Annotated in this window: 15 protein-coding genes and 1 tRNA gene; 14 read left to right on the top strand and 2 right to left on the bottom strand. The window is 69.4% G+C overall.

Annotated features, from left to right (window positions below):
• Positions 1 to 66: 66 nt before the first annotated feature.
• From ABD369_RS04385 to ABD369_RS04375, 3 genes are all read left to right on the top strand, one after another.
• Entirely contained in the window at positions 67 to 525 is a 459-nt protein-coding gene (locus ABD369_RS04385; RefSeq protein ID WP_344634851.1) for an FAS1-like dehydratase domain-containing protein, read from the top strand.
• 5 nt (positions 526 to 530) lie between these two features.
• Complete coding sequence (locus ABD369_RS04380; protein WP_344634850.1) at positions 531 to 953, top strand: MaoC family dehydratase; 423 nt, start codon at positions 531 to 533, stop codon at positions 951 to 953.
• Between the two features lie 199 nt (positions 954 to 1,152).
• Complete coding sequence (locus ABD369_RS04375; protein WP_344634849.1) at positions 1,153 to 2,193, top strand: UDP-N-acetylmuramate dehydrogenase; 1,041 nt, start codon at positions 1,153 to 1,155, stop codon at positions 2,191 to 2,193.
• Positions 2,194 to 2,227: 34 nt separating this feature from the next.
• Here the strand turns inward: ABD369_RS04375 and ABD369_RS04370 are convergent, their stop codons facing one another.
• On the bottom strand, positions 2,228 to 3,247 hold the full coding sequence (locus ABD369_RS04370; protein ID WP_344634848.1) for an adenosine deaminase: 1,020 nt from the start codon (positions 3,245 to 3,247) through the stop codon (positions 2,228 to 2,230).
• Between the two features lie 91 nt (positions 3,248 to 3,338).
• Positions 3,339 to 4,577 (bottom strand): pyridoxal phosphate-dependent aminotransferase, encoded by a 1,239-nt coding sequence (locus ABD369_RS04365; protein ID WP_344634847.1) that lies wholly within the window; start codon positions 4,575 to 4,577, stop codon positions 3,339 to 3,341.
• 272 nt (positions 4,578 to 4,849) lie between these two features.
• Here ABD369_RS04365 and ABD369_RS04360 point away from each other — a divergent pair.
• The 11 genes from ABD369_RS04360 to ABD369_RS04310 all read left to right on the top strand — a co-directional run bounded on the left by ABD369_RS04360 (position 4,850) and on the right by ABD369_RS04310 (position 19,475).
• A tRNA-Trp gene (locus ABD369_RS04360) sits at positions 4,850 to 4,922 on the top strand.
• A 149-nt stretch (positions 4,923 to 5,071) separates the two neighbouring features.
• A complete protein-coding gene (gene secE / locus ABD369_RS04355; RefSeq protein ID WP_344634846.1) occupies positions 5,072 to 5,413 on the top strand; it encodes a preprotein translocase subunit SecE in 342 nt (113 codons plus the stop codon).
• Between the two features lie 207 nt (positions 5,414 to 5,620).
• Positions 5,621 to 6,472, top strand: a complete 852-nt coding sequence (gene nusG / locus ABD369_RS04350; RefSeq protein ID WP_344634845.1) for a transcription termination/antitermination protein NusG — start codon at positions 5,621 to 5,623, stop codon at positions 6,470 to 6,472.
• Positions 6,473 to 6,631: 159 nt separating this feature from the next.
• The gene (rplK, locus tag ABD369_RS04345) at positions 6,632 to 7,066 is read left to right on the top strand and encodes a 50S ribosomal protein L11 (protein ID WP_207809812.1); all 435 of its coding nucleotides are present in this window, start codon (positions 6,632 to 6,634) and stop codon (positions 7,064 to 7,066) included.
• Between the two features lie 112 nt (positions 7,067 to 7,178).
• A complete protein-coding gene (rplA, locus tag ABD369_RS04340; protein ID WP_344634844.1) occupies positions 7,179 to 7,901 on the top strand; it encodes a 50S ribosomal protein L1 in 723 nt (240 codons plus the stop codon).
• 168 nt (positions 7,902 to 8,069) lie between these two features.
• Positions 8,070 to 8,975, top strand: a complete 906-nt coding sequence (locus ABD369_RS04335; RefSeq protein WP_344634843.1) for an SCO4651 family lipoprotein — start codon at positions 8,070 to 8,072, stop codon at positions 8,973 to 8,975.
• 31 nt (positions 8,976 to 9,006) lie between these two features.
• Positions 9,007 to 9,825 (top strand): SCO4651 family lipoprotein, encoded by an 819-nt coding sequence (locus ABD369_RS04330; RefSeq protein ID WP_344634842.1) that lies wholly within the window; start codon positions 9,007 to 9,009, stop codon positions 9,823 to 9,825.
• Between the two features lie 357 nt (positions 9,826 to 10,182).
• A complete protein-coding gene (gene rplJ, locus ABD369_RS04325) occupies positions 10,183 to 10,746 on the top strand; it encodes a 50S ribosomal protein L10 (RefSeq protein WP_344634841.1) in 564 nt (187 codons plus the stop codon).
• A gap of 112 nt (positions 10,747 to 10,858) precedes the next feature.
• Positions 10,859 to 11,242, top strand: coding sequence for a 50S ribosomal protein L7/L12 (gene rplL, locus ABD369_RS04320; RefSeq protein WP_344634840.1), 384 nt, complete (start codon positions 10,859 to 10,861; stop codon positions 11,240 to 11,242).
• A gap of 736 nt (positions 11,243 to 11,978) precedes the next feature.
• Entirely contained in the window at positions 11,979 to 15,455 is a 3,477-nt protein-coding gene (gene rpoB, locus ABD369_RS04315; RefSeq protein ID WP_344634839.1) for a DNA-directed RNA polymerase subunit beta, read from the top strand.
• A gap of 114 nt (positions 15,456 to 15,569) precedes the next feature.
• The gene (locus tag ABD369_RS04310) at positions 15,570 to 19,475 is read left to right on the top strand and encodes a DNA-directed RNA polymerase subunit beta' (protein WP_344634838.1); all 3,906 of its coding nucleotides are present in this window, start codon (positions 15,570 to 15,572) and stop codon (positions 19,473 to 19,475) included.
• Positions 19,476 to 19,487: the final 12 nt, after the last annotated feature.

The raw sequence follows: 19,487 nt of genomic DNA, 5'->3' as shown, positions 1-19,487 counted from the left end.
TGCGTTGCTCCCGCACGGCCCCCACAGGTCGTGAAAAGTTCTGATCAGTAGTCGGAGGAGTTGCCCATGGCGCTCGACCCCTCGTTCATCGGGCGGACGTACCCGCCCACCCCGCCGTACGAGGTCGGCCGGGAGAAGATCCGCGAGTTCGCCGTCGCGATCGGCGACGCCAACCCGGCTTACACCGACCCCGAGGCGGCCAAGGCGCTCGGCTACCCGGACGTGATCGCCCCGCCGACCTTCCCGTTCGTGATCACGTACCAGGCCGCGGCGCAGGTGGTCAACGATCCGGAGCTGGGTCTGGACTTCTCCCGGGTGGTCCACGGCGACCAGAAGTTCGCCTACACCCGCCCGGTGCGGGCCGGTGACCGGCTGGCGGTCACCGTGACCATCGACTCGATCAAGTCGCTGGCGGGCAACGACGTCCTGTCGGTCCGCGGCGAGGTGCACGACGACAGTGGCGAGCACGTGGTCACCGCGTTCATGACGCTGGTGGCGCGGGCCGCGGACGAGGCGGGGGAGTAGCAGCCATGGCGATCAGCTTCGACGAGGTCGCGGTCGGCACCGAGCTGCCGGCCCGGTCCTTCCCGGTCACCCGGGCCACCCTGGTCCGCTACGCGGGCGCCTCGGGCGACTTCAACCCGATCCACTGGAACGAGAAGTTCGCGCTGGAGGTCGGCCTGCCCGACGTCATCGCGCACGGCATGTTCACCATGGCCGAGGCCGCCCGGGTGATCACCGACTGGGTCGGCGACCCGGGCGCGGTGGTCGAGTACGGGGTGCGGTTCACCCGGCCGGTGCCGGTGCCCAACGACGGCGTCGGCGCGGTGATCGAGGTCACCGGCAAGGTCGCGGCCCTGCTGGACGACCGGCGGGTGCGGGTCGACCTGGTGGCGACCAGCGGCGGCCAGAAGGTGCTCGGGATGTCCCGGGCCGTGGTCCAGCTCGGCTGACCGGGGCGCAGGCCGGGGCCCGGGGACGCTGCACCGCCTCCCCGGGCCCCGGTGCCGTCCGGCGTGCCCACCGCCACCGAGCCGCGGCCGAGCGGTGCCGCACCCGCCGCGGCGGGCGGCTGTGCCACCGTCCGGGCTCCGCGTCCGGACGGGCGGAGGCCGGGCGAGCAGCCCGGGGGCACCCCGTAGTCTGGAGCGCGTGCTTGTAGAACACGACGCCCCGCTCGCCCCGCTGACCACCCTCCGGCTCGGCGGCCCGGCCCGCCGTCTGGTCACCGCCACCACCGACGCCGAGGTCATCGCCACCGTCCGGGAGGCCGACGAAGCCGGTGAGCCGCTGCTGGTCATCGGCGGCGGCTCCAACCTGGTGATCGGGGACGCCGGGTTCGACGGCACCGTGCTGCGGATCGCCACCGGCGGCTTCGAGCTGGACGGCGCCACCCTGGAGCTCGCCGCCGGCGAGGTCTGGGCGGACGCCGTGGCCCGTACCGTCGACAAGGGGCTGGCGGGCATCGAGTTCCTGGCCGGCATCCCCGGCTCGGCCGGGGCCACCCCGGTGCAGAACGTCGGCGCGTACGGCCAGGAGGTGGCCAGCAGCATCACCGAGGTCGTCGCGTACGACCGCGCGGCCGGTGAGACGGTCACGCTGAGCGGCGCCGAGTGCGCGTTCTCCTACCGGCACAGCCGTTTCAAGGAGCAGCCCGACCGCTACGTGGTGCTCCGGGTGCGGTTCGCCCTGGAGGACGCCGCCGGGCAGTCCTCGCCGGTGAAGTACGCCGAGGTGGCGAAGACCCTGGGGGTCGAGGCCGAGCAGCGGGTCGACCTGCGGACGGCGTACGAGGCGGTGCTGCGGCTGCGGGCGGGCAAGGGCATGGTGCTGGACCCGGCGGACCACGACACCTGGTCGGCCGGCTCCTTCTTCACCAACCCGATCCTGACGGCCGATCAGCTCGCCGCGTTCCGGGCCCGGCTCGACGGGCGCACCGCCCCCGCCTACCCCGCGCCGGACGGCTGCACCAAGACCTCCGCCGCCTGGCTGATCGACCAGGCCGGCTTCGGCAAGGGTTGGGGCAGCGGGCCGGCCACCCTGTCCACCAAGCACACCCTGGCGCTGACCAACCGGGGCGGCGCGACCACCGAGGACCTGCTGGCGCTGGCGCGGGCGATCCGGGACGGCGTGCGGGACGCCTTCGGCGTGGAGCTGGTCAACGAGCCGGTGATGGTGGGTGTGAGCCTGTAGCGGGTGCTCCGGCGGCCGGCACGGCCGCCGGCCGCTACTGGGTCAGCCAGGCGTCGATGTCGGCAAGCAGCACCTTCTGGACGTCATCGGGAGCGCGCGAGCCGCGGACGGACTGGCGGGCCAGCTCGGCGAGCTCCTGGTCGGTGAAACCATGGGCGGTGCGGGCCAGTTCGTACTGGTCGGCCAGGCGGGAGCCGAACAGCAGGGGGTCGTCGGCGCCGAGGGCGAGCGGGACGCCGGCGTCGAAGAGCCGTCGCAGCGGGACCTGCTCGGCGTGCTCGTAGACGCCGAGCGCGACGTTGGAGGCGGGGCAGACCTCGCAGGTGATCTGGCGGTCGGCCAGGCGCTGCACCAGCCGGGGGTCCTCGGCCGACCGGACGCCGTGGCCGATCCGGCCGGCGCCCAGGTCGTCCAGGCAGTCCCGGACGGACTCGGGTCCGGCGAGCTCGCCGCCGTGCGGGGCGGCCAGCAGCCCGGCCTTGCGGGCGATCGCGAAGGCCCGGTCGAAGTCCCTTGCCAGACCGCGCCGTTCGTCGTTGGAGAGGCCGAAGCCGACCACGCCCCGGTCGGCGTAGCGGACGGCCAGCCGGGCGAGGGTACGGGCGTCCATCGGCGACTTCATCCGGTTCGCGGCGACCAGCACCCGGATTCCCACCCCGGTCCGCTCGGAGGCGTCCTTGACGGCGTCCAGGATCAGTTCCAGGGCCGGGATCAGGCCGCCGAGGCGCGGGGCGTACGAGGTCGGGTCGACCTGGATCTCCAGCCAGCGGGAGCCGTCCCGGCGCTCGTCCTCCGCGGTCTCCAGGACCAGCCGCCGGATGTCCTCCTCCTCGCGCAGCACCGAGCGGGCGGTGTCGTACAGCCGCTGGAAGCGGAACCAGCCGCGCTCGTCGGTGGCCCGCAGCTTCGGCGGCCGGCCCGAGCTCAGCGCTTCGGGCAGGCGGACGCGGTGTTTGGCGGCCAGTTCCAGCAGGGTCGCGGGCCGCATCGAGCCGGTGAAGTGCAGGTGCAGGTGGGCCTTGGGAAGCGCCCGTACGTCGCGCAGGGGATCCATTCACGAATCCTGCCGCATCGAGGGCGGGAACGGGAAGCGCCCCCTTCAGGTCCCTCGAAGGGGTGAAGGGGGCGCCACGCGCGAGGGACCGTCAGTCGCGGGCCTCGCCCAGCAGCTTCTGCATCCGGCTGACGCCCTCGACCAGGTCGGCGTCGCCGAGTGCGTAGGACAGCCGCAGGTAGCCCGGGGTCCCGAAGGCCTCGCCGGGGACGACCGCGACCTCGGCCTCGTCGAGGATCAGCGCGGCCAGCTCGGCGGAGGTCTGCGGGCGCTTGCCGCGGATCTCCTTGCCCAGCAGGCCCTTGACGGACGGGTAGGCGTAGAAGGCGCCCTGCGGCTCGGGGCAGAACACACCGTCGATCTCGTTGAGCATCCGGACGATGGTCTGGCGGCGGCGGTCGAAGGCGGTGCGCATCTCGGCGACGGCGTCCAGGTCGCCGGAGACGGCGGCCAGGGCGGCGCGCTGGGCCACGTTGGAGACGTTGGAGGTGGCGTGCGACTGCAGGTTGGCGGCGGCGTTGACCACGTCCTGGGGGCCGATCAGCCAGCCCACCCGCCAGCCGGTCATGGCGTAGGTCTTGGCCACGCCGTTGACCACGATGCACTTGTCGCGCAGGGCGGGCAGCAGCGCGGGCAGCGAGGTGAACTTCGCGCCGCCGTAGACCAGGTGCTCGTAGATCTCGTCGGTGAGCACCCACAGGCCGTGCTCCAGCGCCCACTCGCCGATCGCCCGGGCCTCGGCCTCGGTGTAGACCGCGCCGGTCGGGTTGGACGGCGAGACGAACAGCACCACCTTGGTGTTCTCGGTGCGGGCGGCCTCCAGCTGCTCCACCGAGACCTTGTAGCCGGTGGTCTCGTCCGCGACGACCTCGACCGGGACACCGCCGGCGAGCCGGATCGACTCCGGGTAGGTGGTCCAGTACGGCGCCGGGACGATCACCTCGTCGCCCGGGTCCAGGATGGCGGCGAAGGCGTTGTAGATCGCCTGCTTGCCGCCGTTGGTGACCAGGACCTGCGAGGCCTCCACCTGGTAGCCGGAGTCGCGCAGCGTCTTGGCGGCGATCGCGGCCTTCAGCTCGGGCAGGCCGCCGGCCGGGGTGTAGCGGTGGTTCTTCGGGTCCTGGCAGGCGGCGACGGCGGCCTCGACGATGTAGTCGGGGGTCGGGAAGTCGGGCTCGCCCGCGCCGAAGCCGATCACGGGGCGGCCGGCCGCCTTGAGGGCCTTGGCCTTGGCGTCCACCGCGAGGGTCGCGGACTCGGCGATGGCGCCGATGCGGGCGGAGACGCGGCGGTCTGCGGGACGAATGGTGGCGGGGGTGGAAGCGCTCATACCAGCATCGTGGCAGAGTCGGCGGGGGCCGGGCACGGCGGTTCCAGCATGCGTACCGCTCCGTCCACGATGTGTGCGCCGCGGGGGAGCCGTCTGACGGGGCTTCGGACGGGGCTTCGGAGGGGGTGGCGGGGAAGGGGTTCGACCAATCGCCGAAGAACCCGTACACTCATCGCTCGATGGCTCCCGAACTGCGGATCCGCCGAGGCGTACAGCACGCAGCGGTCCGGATGCGGTAGGTTGGGGACATCTCCGGAGCCGCGAGGCACCGTAGGGCAATAGCTCAATTGGTAGAGCACCGGTCTCCAAAACCGGCGGTTGGGGGTTCGAGTCCCTCTTGCCCTGCTGCTTGATCCGACGTAAGCCCGTTCGCTCCGCAGAGCGAGCGGGCTTGATGCGGAGAGGGCCCCGATCAGCACTGCTTTCGCCGGATCGCCCGTGTTGCACAGGCACGCAAGCGAGGTTCGGCAGGATCCGAATTCAGGTGAGGACGAGTGACCGAGACCACGGGCTCCACCGCAACGCCTGAGAGCGGCAACCCCGCGAACGAGACCGCGGCCGCCGAGGACAAGGCGCTCTCGCGGCGTGAGCGCAAGCGGGCCAACAAGGCGGCCGGTGGCGAGAAGTCCGGCAAGCGGGCCAAGAAGGGCGTGTTCGCCCGGATGGGGCTGTTCTACCGGCAGATCATCGCCGAGCTGCGCAAGGTCGTCTGGCCGAGCCGGAACGACCTGATCCAGTACACCAGCGTCGTGGTGACCTTCGTGGTCGTGATCATGGGCCTGGTGTACGGCCTCGACACCGGCTTCGGAAAGCTCTCCTTCTGGATCTTCGGCTGATCCGCACCTCCCCGAACCACCTCCGACCCGGGTCACCCGCCATCGCGCTGGGTGCCCGGGTCGAGCTGTCGGCGCCGACCGCAGGAGCCCGCTACCGTTGACTCGGTACTGTTGAGGTATCCGAGACTTCATCCACACGGGCCCGCGAGGGCGCCGGGTGGCTCCGGAGCCGTTCCATCTCCACATCCCAGGAAAGAAGCAGCCACCGTGTCTGAGTCCCCCCTGTACGACGCCGCCGAGCTGGACGCGGCCGCCGCCGCCGAGGCTGACGAGGCTGCCGAGCAGATCCTCGACGCGGCGGACGCCGATGCGGACGAGGTCGAGGCTGCGGACGAGTCCGAGGCGGGCGTGCCGGCCGAGAGCGCCGCGATGCACGAGGTGTCCGCGGACGAGGCTGCGGCGGACGAGGCGTTCGCCGAGGCCGTAGCCGAGGTCGAGGTCGAGACCGCCGAGGTCGACCCGGTCGCCAAGTTCCGCGAGGAGCTGCGGTTCATGCCGGGCGAGTGGTACGTCATCCACACCTACGCGGGCTACGAGAACCGGGTCAAGCAGAACCTGGAGCAGCGCGCGGTCTCGCTGAACGTCGAGGAGTACATCTTCCAGGCCGAGGTGCCGCAGGAGGAGGTCGTCCAGATCAAGAACGGCGACCGCAAGACCATCCGCCAGAACAAGCTCCCCGGCTACGTCCTGGTGCGCATGGACCTGACCCCCGAGTCCTGGGGCGTCGTCCGCAACACCCCGGGTGTCACCGGCTTCGTCGGCAACGCGTACGACCCGTACCCGCTGACCCTGGACGAGGTCGTCAAGATGCTCGCCCCCGACGTGGAGCGCAAGGCGGCCAAGGAGGCCGGCAAGGCCTCGCCGGTCCGCCCGGTCGAGGTCCAGGTGCTGGACTTCGAGGTCGGTGACTCGGTCACCGTCACCGACGGCCCGTTCGCGACCCTGCAGGCGACCATCAACGAGATCAACCCCGACTCGAAGAAGGTCAAGGGCCTGGTCGAGATCTTCGGCCGGGAGACCCCGGTCGAGCTGTCCTTCGACCAGATCCAGAAGAACTAACAGGTCTTCGGGTCCGGGGCGGGGCTTCGGCTCTGCCCCGGACCCGTTTTGGCCAGGCGGCGCATCCGCGTTAGCCTGGTCCGATGTGTGTACTCCCGGCCGGGTGTCGCCCCGGCCCGTACACACCAGCAACCACCTCTCGGAAGGACCCGGAGAGACATGCCTCCCAAGAAGAAGAAGGTCACGGGGCTTATCAAGCTCCAGATCAACGCTGGTGCGGCCAACCCGGCCCCGCCGGTCGGCCCGGCGCTGGGTCAGCACGGCGTCAACATCATGGAGTTCTGCAAGGCCTACAACGCCGCGACCGAGTCGCAGCGCGGCATGATCGTGCCGGTGGAGATCACGGTCTACGAGGACCGCTCCTTCACCTTCATCACGAAGACGCCGCCGGCCGCCCGCCTCATCCTGAAGGCCGCGGGCATCGACAAGGGCTCCAGCGAGCCGCACAAGACCAAGGTCGCCAAGCTCACCAGCGCCCAGGTCCGCGAGATCGCCACCACCAAGATGCCCGACCTGAACGCCAACGACCTGGACGCGGCGGAGAAGATCATCGCCGGCACCGCCCGGTCGATGGGCATCACCGTCGAGGGCTGAAAGTCCTAGTCGTTCCCCCCGTGGTAGGGCCAGCGCGGCCCGTTGACACCACGACTCCTCCACCCTCCTGGCCCGCCTATCGGCAGGAGGGGCCCAACCTTCAGGAGAAGCAGTGAAGCGCAGCAAGGCTCTCAAGGCCGCGGACGCCAAGGTCGACCGCAGCCGGATCTACGCCCCGCTCGAGGCCGTCCGCCTCGCCCGGGAGACCTCCACCACCAAGTTCGACGGCACCGTCGAGGTCGCCATGCGCCTGGGTGTCGACCCGCGCAAGGCCGACCAGATGGTCCGCAGCACCGTCATCCTCCCGCACGGCACCGGTAAGACCGCTCGGGTCCTGGTCTTCGCGACCGGCGAGCGTGCCGAGGCCGCGCGTGCTGCGGGCGCCGACATCGTCGGCTCGGACGAGCTGATCGACGAGGTCGCCAAGGGCCGTCTGGACTTCGACGCCGTCGTCGCCACCCCGGACCTCATGGGCAAGGTCGGCCGCCTCGGTCGCGTCCTCGGCCCCCGTGGCCTGATGCCGAACCCGAAGACCGGCACCGTGACCCCGGACGTGGCCAAGGCCGTGAACGAGATCAAGGGCGGCAAGATCGAGTTCCGCGTCGACAAGCACTCGAACCTGCACCTGATCATCGGTAAGGCCTCCTTCACCGACGAGCAGCTGGTCGAGAACTACGCCGCCGCCCTCGAGGAGGTCCTGCGGGCCAAGCCGGCCGCCGCCAAGGGCCGCTACATCAAGAAGATCGCGTTCTCGACCACCATGGGCCCCGGTGTCCAGGTGGACCCGAACCGCACCCGCAACCTCATGGTCGAGGAGGACCCGGCCGCCGTCTGAGCCTGAGCTCGCACTGCGACCGCGTCCTGGGCGCGACTGAAGTCCGTACGACGGGCCCGTACCCCCTCGGGGGTGCGGGCCCGTCGTCGTACCCCTTGTCCAGGCCTCGGGGCGATCGATTAGAGTCCGAGAAAATCTGATGAGCACGACATATGAGGGGGGACTCCTGTGCGCACCCCGCGCCTTGCCTCAGCCGTTGCCGCGACCGCGCTCCTGCTCGGCGGGCTGACCGCCTGCAGCAGTGGCGGCGGCGGCGACACCGCCAAGGACGCCGCCGCGTCCGCCGGAGCCACGCCCTCCTCCGCCGCCCCGGGCGGCGGCGGGGCCGCCTCGGGCGGCGGCAGCGCGGCGGGGGCGCCGAAGCCCGATGCGAAGGCGGATCCGAAGGCGGCCCTGCTGGCCTCGGCCGCGGTCATGGAGAAGGCCCGCGGCGCCAGGCTGACCCGGGCCACCGGGGACGGCGGCTCCGGCTCGTACTCGTGGAACCGGGACGCCCCCGCCCTGGAGCTGTCGCTGAAGGACAAGGGCGGGGAGAGGCGGATGCTCGCGGTCGGCAGCGGGCTCTACACCAGCCTGGACGCCGAGACGGCCGCGCTGATGGACGGCAAGAAGTGGCTGAAGCTGGCCCCCGGGTCGGCCGGCGGCGGCAAGGCCGGCGGTGCCGAGGACTACGGTTCGATCGCGGCGGTGCTGGTGGCGCTCCAGCCCGCCGCCCAGCTGTCCGCCAACGCCGCCGCGGGCAAGCTGAGCCGGGTCGGCGAGGAGAAGGTGGACGGGGTGGACACCGTCCACTACCGCAGCGAGGCCCCGATCGAGCAGCTGGCCAAGCTGCTGCCGATCCCGGACGGCCAGCGGCAGCTGGTGACCGACCAGTTGAAGAAGGACGGCGACAACTCCACGGTCGACTTCTGGATCAACGGCAAGTGCGAGCTGCTCCAGCAGACCACCACCAACACGGGCATCGGCCTCGACGGCCCGCAGACCTTCAAGTACACCGAGATCGGCAGCGCCCCGCAGGCCAAGGCACCCGCCGACAGCGAGGTCATGGACTTCGCGGACATGCTGAAGAACTGACCGGATCACCGGGAAGCGGAGGAGTACGGGGATGAGCGTGGCGCGGCGGGCGGCGATCGCGGTGCTGGCCGCCTGCCTGCTGGCCGGGTGCGGCAGCGGCGGCGGGGACGGGAAGTCCTCGCCGCCCGCCACGGCCGCCAGCCCGTCCGCCACGCCCACCGACCGCTCGCCGCACGGGGTACTGCTCTCCGCGAAACTTCAGATGGACACCGCCCGCCGGGCGAAGTTCAGCTACCGGCTGGGGACGCAGAGCGCGACCGGAATGCTGTTCTGGGCGCCGAAGACCGTCCTGGTGCTCGACCGGCTCGGCGCCCCGGAGCGGGTGATAGTGCTGGACACCACCGCCTACCTGGGCGGCGACCCGGCCACCGCGGCCCGGCTGGGCGGCCGGCACTGGGAGAAGTTCGCCACCGCCCCCGGCCCGGCCGGCCGGCGCGAGGTCCCGTACTCCGCCATGGTGGACCGGCTCAACCCGATGGTGGCGCTCACCGCGGCGGTGGCGGCCCCGGACCCGGCCCTGGTGGGCGAGCAGCAGACCGCCGACGGAACGTTCCAGCACTACCGGGTAAGCCTGACCGCGGACGCGTACACCGCCGCCCAGACCCAGCTGAGCGCCGACCGGCGGGCGGCGCTCAGGGCGGCGCTCGGGCCCGGCCCTTTGGTGCTCGACCTGCTGCTGAACGACAAGGACCAGCTGGCCGAGGTGCACCGCACCGGGACCGGTCCCGCCGACCCGGTCGACGACACCGTCCGGTACAGCGAGTTCGGCGGCGCGCTCTCGGTGCAGGCCCCGGCGGACGGCGACACCGCGGACGCCGGGACGAAGAGCCTGCCGCCGCTGGCGCCGTAGTCGGACGGCAGCGCCCGAGGCGCGGCGGCACCACCATCGATTTGGTGGTTTTCGGGCGGTCGAGTACGGTAGTCCCTGCCAAAGACCGCTGGTTGTTGCACTGTTTCCGCGAGGGAGCGGCGCAACCGAAGGATCCGCGTTTTCGCGGACGGCCCGCGCAGGAGTGTCTGGAGCTTGGACTTCCGTCCGCATGCGTTGCCGTGCGGTCGTCGAGGTCTGTACTGAGCCCCGTGCGACTGCGCACTGGGGCTCTCACTGTTTCTGCAGGGCTTCCTTCCCGGCCAGCCGGTTCGCGGCGTTGAATGGTCGACTTCACGGTCGGCCCGACTTCGACATCACGGAAGGAGGCGTAAGCCCATGGCAAGGCCTGACAAGGCGGCTGATGTCGCGGTGATCACGGACAAGTTCCGTGCGTCCAACGCGGCCGTGCTGACCGAGTACCGCGGTCTCACGGTGAAGCAGATGAAGACTCTGCGTCGCTCGCTGGGTGAGAACGCCCAGTACGCCGTGGTGAAGAACACGCTGACCAAGATCGCTGCCAACGAGGCCGGGATCACCGAGCTCGACGACCAGTTCGCTGGTCCGACGGCTGTCGCCTTCATCACCGGTGACCCGGTGGAGTCGGCGAAGGCTCTGCGTGACTTCGCCAAGGAGAACCCCGCTCTGATCATCAAGGGCGGTGTCCTTGATGGCAAGGCGCTGTCCGCCGATGAGATCAAGAAGCTCGCGGACCTCGAGTCCCGCGAGGTGCTGCTCGCCAAGCTGGCGGGTGCCCTGAAGGCCAAGCCGTCCCAGGCTGCCGCGGTCTTCCAGGCCCTGCCGTCGAAGCTCGTCCGCACCGTGGACGCGCTGCGCGACAAGGTCGAGCAGGGCGGTGCCGGTACGCCGGCTCCCGCCGCCGAGGACGCCGCCGCCGAGTAAGGCGCACCACGCCCCGCTGGGGCGTGGGGCGGTCTACGCCCTCGCAGCGGGCCCGCGCCCGCCAACCCCGTACATCCGGCACCACCTGCCGATTTAGTGGAAGGACGCCATCATGGCGAAGCTGACCCAGGACGAGCTGCTCGCGCAGTTCGAGGAGATGACCCTCATCGAGCTCTCCGAGTTCGTGAAGGCCTTCGAGGACAAGTTCGACGTCACCGCTGCTGCTCCGGTCGCCGTTGCCGCCGCCGGTGTCCCGGGCGCCCCGGTCGAGGCCGTCGAGGAGAAGGACGAGTTCGACGTCATCCTCGAGGGCGCTGGCGACAAGAAGATCCAGGTCATCAAGGAGGTGCGCACCCTGACCTCCCTCGGCCTGAAGGAGGCCAAGGACCTCGTTGACACCGCCAACGCGGTTGTCCTGGAGAAGGTTGCCAAGGACGTTGCCGAGAAGGCCAAGGCTGCCCTCGAGGGTGCCGGCGCCAAGGTCGTCGTCAAGTGACCCCGCGCCCCCTCTGAGGGGGCTCACGGGCCGGGCCGATCACCCTTGTGGGTGGTCGGCCCGGCCTGTTTCGTTCCGGCCTCCAGGCGGGCGCTGGCAGCCCCGGAACGGCACGCACTCGGCTACTGTCGGTGTGGACCGGTATGGTGATCGCTGTCATCGCAGACGGCCGCCACCACGGGTTCTGTAACGTCCCGGCGGTGTCGAACGATGGGTGGTGCGAGGTCCACGCTCCGGCGCGGGCCTTGACGAACGGCACCGGGCGCGCGATTCTCAAGGCGCGCGCCCAGCATGGAGAGCACGCTCCAAGTCGGAGCGCCCTGGATGCATATTCAGTGGCCCCGACGGGAAGTGACTGCATGTGAGGTGCGGTGGCCCGGCGTAGTCCGGGCCAAGGTTGTGCGAGGCAGGCGCCGCCCTGCGGCACGGCTCCCGGGGCGGGGTCGGGCCGGTGGACGGCTACCGGAGGGAGCGTCCGATTCGGTCTCCGAATCAGGGCTTGTCAGCAGTGTGCCTTTTGGCTACACTGTCCCTTTGCGCTGCCTGTTAGCTGCTCCGTGACTCGTCGCCCGGAGTCTGCGTTCCCCTGAAGGGGTCTGGCACCGCCTCCGCAAAGCGGCTCTGACCTGGGATTTATTCCCGGCTGGGACCCTCGGCGCCGGAGGTGGCTCCAAGCCTTTCCAGGCCCGGCTGGTACGCGCGTAGTGAGCTCCGAGCCCTCGGAAGGACCCCCCTCTTGGCCGCCTCGCGCAACGCCTCGAACAATTCCGCCGCATCCACCGCCCCGCTCCGCGTCTCGTTCGCGAAGATCAAGGAGCCCCTTGAGGTCCCGAACCTCCTGGCCCTGCAGACCGAGAGCTTTGACTGGCTGCTCGGCAACGCGGCCTGGAAGGCCCGGGTCGAGGCGGCGCTGGAGAGTGGTCAGGACGTCCCCACCAAGTCCGGACTGGAGGAGATCTTCGAGGAGATCTCCCCGATCGAGGACTTCAGCGGGTCGATGTCGCTGACCTTCCGCGACCACCGTTTCGAGCCGCCGAAGAACTCCATTGACGAGTGCAAGGACCGCGACTTCACCTTCGCGGCTCCGCTCTTCGTCACCGCCGAGTTCACCAACAACGAGACCGGTGAGATCAAGTCTCAGACGGTCTTCATGGGCGACTTCCCGCTCATGACCCACAAGGGCACGTTCGTGATCAACGGCACCGAGCGCGTCGTCGTGTCGCAGCTGGTCCGTTCCCCCGGCGTGTACTTCGACTCGACGCTGGACAAGGTGTCCGACAAGGACATCTACTCCGCCAAGATCATCCCCTCCCGCGGTGCCTGGCTGGAGATGGAGATCGACAAGCGCGACATGGTCGGTGTCCGCATCGACCGCAAGCGCAAGCAGTCGGTCACCGTCCTGCTCAAGGCGCTCGGCTGGACCAACGAGATGATCCTCGAGGAGTTCGGCGAGTACGAGTCGATGCGCGCCACCCTGGAGAAGGACCACACCCAGGGCCAGGACGACGCACTCCTCGACATCTACCGCAAGCTGCGCCCGGGCGAGCCGCCGACGCGTGAGGCCGCGCAGACGCTGCTGGAGAACCTGTACTTCAACCCGAAGCGCTACGACCTCGCCAAGGTCGGCCGCTACAAGGTCAACCGGAAGCTGGGCAACGCCGAGTCGCTGGACTCGGGCGTGCTCACCGAGCCGGACATCATCAACACCATCAAGTACCTGGTCAAGCTGCACGCCGGCGAGGTCGACTGGCGTGACGACGAGGGCCGCGACATCGTGGTCGAGGTCGACGACATCGACCACTTCGGCAACCGTCGCCTGCGCAACGTCGGCGAGCTGATCCAGAACCAGGTCCGTACGGGTCTCGCCCGTATGGAGCGCGTCGTGCGCGAGCGCATGACCACCCAGGACGTCGAGGCGATCACGCCGCAGACCCTGATCAACATCCGGCCGGTCGTCGCCTCCATCAAGGAGTTCTTCGGCACCAGCCAGCTGTCGCAGTTCATGGACCAGACGAACCCGCTGTCGGGCCTGACCCACAAGCGCCGTCTGTCCGCCCTCGGTCCCGGTGGTCTCTCCCGTGAGCGCGCCGGCTTCGAGGTCCGTGACGTGCACCCCTCGCACTACGGCCGCATGTGCCCCATCGAGACCCCTGAAGGCCCGAACATCGGTCTGATCGGCTCGCTGGCCTCGTACGGCCGGGTGAACGCCTTCGGCTTCATCGAGACCCCGTACCGCAAGGTCGTCGACGGTGTCGTCACCGAGCAGGTCGACTACCTGACGGCCGACGAGGAGGACCGCTTCGTCATCGCGCAGGCCAACGCCCCGCTGACGAACGACCTGCACTTCGCCGAGCCGCGCGTCCTGGTCCGCCGCCGTGGCGGTGAGATCGACTACATCCCGGGCTCCGAGATCGACTACATGGACGTCTCGCCGCGCCAGATGGTGTCGGTCGCGACCGCCATGATCCCGTTCCTCGAGCACGACGACGCCAACCGCGCGCTCATGGGCTCGAACATGATGCGCCAGGCGGTGCCGCTGCTGAAGAGCGAGGCTCCGCTGGTCGGTACCGGCATGGAGTACCGCTGCGCGGTCGACGCCGCCGACGTGATCACCGCCGAGAAGGCCGGTGTGGTCCAGGAGGTCTCCGCCGACTACGTCACGGTGGCCAACGACGACGGCACCTACACCACGTACCGCGCCGCCAAGTTCACCCGCTCCAACCAGGGCACCTCCTTCAACCAGAAGGTGCTCGTGGACGAGGGCTCCCGCGTGGAGGCCGGCCAGGTTCTGGCCGACGGCCCCTGCACGGACGAGGGCGAGATGGCGCTCGGCAAGAACCTCCTCGTGGCGTTCATGTCGTGGGAGGGCCACAACTACGAGGACGCGATCATCCTGTCGCAGCGCCTCGTGCAGGACGACGTCCTCTCCTCGATCCACATCGAGGAGCACGAGGTCGACGCCCGTGACACCAAGCTGGGCCCCGAGGAGATCACCCGGGACATCCCGAACGTCTCCGAGGAGGTCCTCGCCGACCTCGACGAGCGCGGCATCATCCGGATCGGTGCGGATGTCGTCACCGGCGACATCCTGGTCGGCAAGGTCACCCCGAAGGGTGAGACCGAGCTGACCCCCGAGGAGCGCCTGCTCCGCGCGATCTTCGGTGAGAAGGCCCGTGAGGTCCGCGACACCTCGCTGAAGGTGCCGCACGGTGAGTCCGGCAAGGTCATCGGCGTCCGCGTCTTCGACCGCGAAGAGGGCGACGAGCTGCCCCCGGGCGTGAACCAGCTGGTCCGCGTCTACGTGGCGCAGAAGCGCAAGATCACCAACGGTGACAAGCTCGCCGGCCGCCACGGCAACAAGGGTGTCATCTCCAAGATCCTCCCGGTCGAGGACATGCCGTTCCTCGAGGACGGCACCCCGGTCGACATCATCCTCAACCCGCTGGGTGTCCCGTCCCGAATGAACCCGGGACAGGTCCTGGAGATCCACCTCGGGTGGCTCGCCAAGCAGGGCTGGGACGTCTCCGGCCTCGCCGACGAGTGGGCCAAGCGCCTGCAGGCGATCGGCGCCGACACGGTCGTGGGTGGCACCAACCTCGCCACCCCGGTCTTCGACGGCGCCCGCGAGGACGAGATCACCGGCCTGCTGGACAACACCACCCTCACCCGTGACGGTGAGCGCCTGGTGAACTCCACCGGTAAGGCCCGGCTGTTCGACGGCCGCTCCGGCGAGCCGTTCCCGATGCCGATCTCGGTCGGCTACATGTACATCCTCAAGCTGCACCACCTGGTCGACGACAAGCTGCACGCCCGCTCGACCGGTCCGTACTCGATGATCACCCAGCAGCCGCTGGGTGGTAAGGCGCAGTTCGGTGGTCAGCGCTTCGGTGAGATGGAGGTGTGGGCCCTGGAAGCGTACGGTGCCGCGTACGCGCTGCAGGAGCTGCTCACCATCAAGTCCGACGACGTCCTCGGCCGAGTCAAGGTCTACGAGGCCATCGTCAAGGGCGAGAACATCCCCGAGCCCGGCATTCCCGAGTCCTTCAAGGTGCTCATCAAGGAAATGCAGTCGCTCTGCCTCAACGTGGAGGTGCTGTCCTCGGACGGCCAGTCCATCGAGATGCGGGACTCCGACGAAGACGTGTTCCGCGCTGCCGAGGAGCTCGGCATCGACCTGTCCCGGCGCGAGCCGAGCAGCGTCGAAGAGGTCTGACGGAGGTTGGGCCGGCCCGGCCAGCGACATCTAGAAGCTGCCCGGGCCGGCCCGCCCCCAGGCCCCCTCAGACCACAGATCAACCTCGACTTACGAAAGAGGGCTTGACGACCAGTGCTTGACGTCAACTTCTTCGACGAGCTCCGCATTGGCCTGGCCACGGCCGACGACATCCGCCAGTGGTCGCACGGCGAGGTCAAGAAGCCGGAGACCATCAACTACCGCACCCTGAAGCCCGAAAAGGACGGCCTCTTCTGCGAGAAGATCTTCGGCCCCACCCGGGACTGGGAGTGCTACTGCGGTAAGTACAAGCGCGTCCGCTTCAAGGGCATCATCTGCGAGCGCTGTGGCGTCGAGGTCACCCGCGCCAAGGTGCGCCGTGAGCGGATGGGCCACATCGAGCTGGCCGCCCCGGTCACCCACATCTGGTACTTCAAGGGTGTCCCGTCCCGTCTGGGCTACCTGCTGGACCTGGCGCCGAAGGACCTCGAGAAGGTCATCTACTTCGCCGCCTACATGATCACCTGGGTTGACGACGAGCGCCGTCAGCGCGACCTGCCGTCGCTGGAGGCGCACGTCTCCGTCGAGCGCCAGCAGATCGAGAACCGCCGCGACGCCGACCTGGAGGCCCGCGCCAAGAAGGCCGAGACCGACCTGGCGGAGCTGGAGGCCGAGGGCGCCAAGGCCGACGTCCGCCGCAAGGTGCGCGAGGGCGCCGAGCGCGAGATGAAGCAGCTGCGCGACCGTGCGCAGCGCGAGATCGACCGCCTCGACGAGGTCTGGGCCCGCTTCAAGAACCTCAAGGTCCAGGACCTCGAGGGCGACGAGCTGCTCTACCGCGAGCTGCGCGACCGCTTCGGCACCTACTTCTCCGGCTCGATGGGTGCGGCGGCCCTCAAGGACCGCCTGGAGACCTTCGACCTGTCGGAGGAGGCCGAGCGCCTCCGCGAGATCATCCGTACCGGCAAGGGCCAGAAGAAGACCCGTGCGCTCAAGCGCCTCAAGGTCGTCTCCGCCTTCCTGCAGACCAGCAACAAGCCCAACGGCATGGTGCTGGACTGCGTCCCGGTGATCCCGCCGGACCTGCGTCCGATGGTGCAGCTGGACGGTGGCCGCTTCGCGACCTCCGACCTGAACGACCTGTACCGCCGTGTGATCAACCGCAACAACCGCCTGAAGCGGCTTCTCGACCTCGGCGCGCCCGAGATCATCGTGAACAACGAGAAGCGCATGCTCCAGGAGGCCGTCGACGCGCTCTTCGACAACGGCCGCCGCGGCCGCCCGGTCACGGGCCCCGGCAACCGTCCGCTGAAGTCGCTCTCCGACATGCTGAAGGGCAAGCAGGGTCGCTTCCGCCAGAACCTGCTCGGCAAGCGAGTCGACTACTCGGCCCGTTCGGTCATCGTCGTCGGCCCGCAGCTCAAGCTGCACCAGTGCGGTCTGCCCAAGGCCATGGCGCTGGAGCTCTTCAAGCCGTTCGTGATGAAGCGCCTGGTCGACCTGAACCACGCGCAGAACATCAAGTCGGCCAAGCGCATGGTCGAGCGTGCCCGTCCGGTCGTGTGGGACGTCCTCGAAGAGGTCATCGCCGAGCACCCGGTTCTGCTGAACCGTGCGCCCACCCTGCACCGCCTCGGCATCCAGGCCTTCGAGCCGCAGCTGGTCGAGGGCAAGGCCATCCAGATCCACCCGCTCGTCTGCACCGCGTTCAACGCGGACTTCGACGGTGACCAGATGGCCGTCCACCTGCCGCTCTCCGCGGAGGCGCAGGCCGAGGCCCGCATCCTGATGCTGTCCTCGAACAACATCCTGAAGCCGGCCGACGGTCGCCCCGTCACCATGCCGACCCAGGACATGGTGCTGGGTCTGTTCTTCCTCACCTCGGACCGCGAGAACGTGAAGGGCGCCGGCCGCTCCTTCTCGTCCACCGCCGAGGCGATCATGGCCTTCGACGCCCGCGAGCTGGACGTCCAGGCCTCGATCGACCTGCGTCTGCCGGTCGGCACCGTGCCGCCGCGCGGCTGGACGGCGCCGGTCGACCCCGAGTGGACCGACGGTCAGCCGGCGAGCTGGACCGAGGGCGAGTCCTTCCGGCTCACCACGACCCTGGGCCGCGCGCTCTTCAACGAGCTGCTGCCCGAGGACTACCCGTTCGTCGACTACGAGGTCGGCAAGAAGCAGCTGTCGGCCATCGTCAACGACCTGGCCGAGCGCTACCCGAAGGTCGTCGTCGCCGCGACGCTCGACAACCTGAAGGCGGCCGGCTTCTACTGGTCGACCCGTTCCGGTGTCACCGTCTCGATCTCGGACGTCATCGTCCCGCCGAGCAAGCCCCAGATCCTGGAGGGCTACGAGGCGCAGGCGGAGAAGGTCCAGCGTCAGTACGAGCGCGGTCTGATCACCAACGACGAGCGCAAGAGCGAGCTCATCGGCATCTGGACCCGGGCGACCAACGAGGTCGCCGAGGCCATGGCCGCGAACTTCCCGAAGACCAACCCCATCTTCATGATGGTGGACTCGGGTGCTCGAGGAAACATGATGCAGATGCGCCAGATCGCCGGTATGCGTGGTCTGGTGTCGAACGCGAAGAACGAGACCATCCCGCGGCCGATCAAGGCGTCGTTCCGTGAGGGTCTGTCCGTGCTGGAGTACTTCATCTCCACCCACGGTGCCCGTAAGGGTCTCGCGGACACCGCCCTGCGTACCGCCGACTCCGGTTACCTCACCCGTCGTCTGGTCGACGTCTCCCAGGACGTCATCATTCGCGAGGAGGACTGCGGTACCGAGCGCGGCCTGAAGCTGTCGATCGGTTCGGTCGGCGCGGACGGCGTGCTGCGCAAGGCCGACGACGTCGAGACCAGCGTCTACGCCCGCATGCTGGCCGAGGACATCACGGTGGACGGCAAGCTCGTCGCCACCGCCAACACCGACCTCGGTGACGTCCTGATCGACGAGCTGATCCGCCACGGCATCGCCGAGGTCAAGGTCCGCTCGATCCTGACCTGTGAGTCGGCCGTGGGTACCTGTGCCCACTGCTACGGCCGCTCGCTGGCCACCGGCAAGCTGGTCGACATCGGTGAGGCGGTCGGCATCATCGCCGCCCAGTCCATCGGTGAGCCCGGTACCCAGCTGACCATGCGTACCTTCCACACCGGTGGTGTGGCGGGTGACGACATCACCCAGGGTCTGCCGCGTGTCGTCGAGCTCTTCGAGGCCCGTACCCCCAAGGGTGTGGCCCCGATCTCGGAGGCGCAGGGCCGGGTCCGCATCGAGGACACCGAGAAGACCCGCAAGATCGTCATCACCCCGGACGACGGCACCGACGAGATCGCCTACCCGGTCTCCAAGCGTGTCAAGCTCCTGGTGAGCGAGGGCGAGGCGGTCGAGGTCGGCCAGAAGCTGACCGTCGGTGCGACCAACCCGCACGACGTCCTGCGCATCATGGGCCAGCGCGCCGTCCAGGTCCACCTGGTCGCCGAGGTCCAGAAGGTCTACAACTCGCAGGGTGTGTCGATCCACGACAAGCACATCGAGATCATCATCCGGCAGATGCTCCGCCGCGTGACGATCATCGAGTCGGGCGACGCCGAGCTGCTTCCGGGCGAGCTCGTCGAGCGCGGCCGCTTCGAGCAGGAGAACCGCCGCGTGGTCTCCGAGGGCGGCCACCCCGCCTCCGGTCGTCCGCAGCTGATGGGTATCACCAAGGCCTCGCTGGCCACCGAGTCCTGGCTGTCGGCCGCCTCCTTCCAGGAGACGACCCGGGTCCTCACCGACGCGGCGATCCACGCCAAGTCGGACCCGCTGCTGGGCCTCAAGGAGAACGTCATCCTCGGTAAGCTCATCCCGGCCGGTACGGGTCTGCCCCGCTACCGCAACATCCGGGTCGAGCCGACCGAGGAGGCCAAGGCCGCCATGTACTCGGCCGTCGGCTACGACGACTACGACATGTCGCCCTTCGGCGCCGGCTCCGGCCAGGCGGTTCCGCTGGACGACTACGACTACGGCCCGTACACCGGCTGACGGTCGTTTCCG

Source organism: Kitasatospora cystarginea, from assembly GCF_039533515.1.
GTDB classification, from domain to species: Bacteria; Actinomycetota; Actinomycetes; order Streptomycetales; family Streptomycetaceae; genus Kitasatospora; species Kitasatospora cystarginea.
Note: the sequence above shows the minus strand (reverse complement) of the source record. Positions and strands in the feature narration are given on the sequence as shown.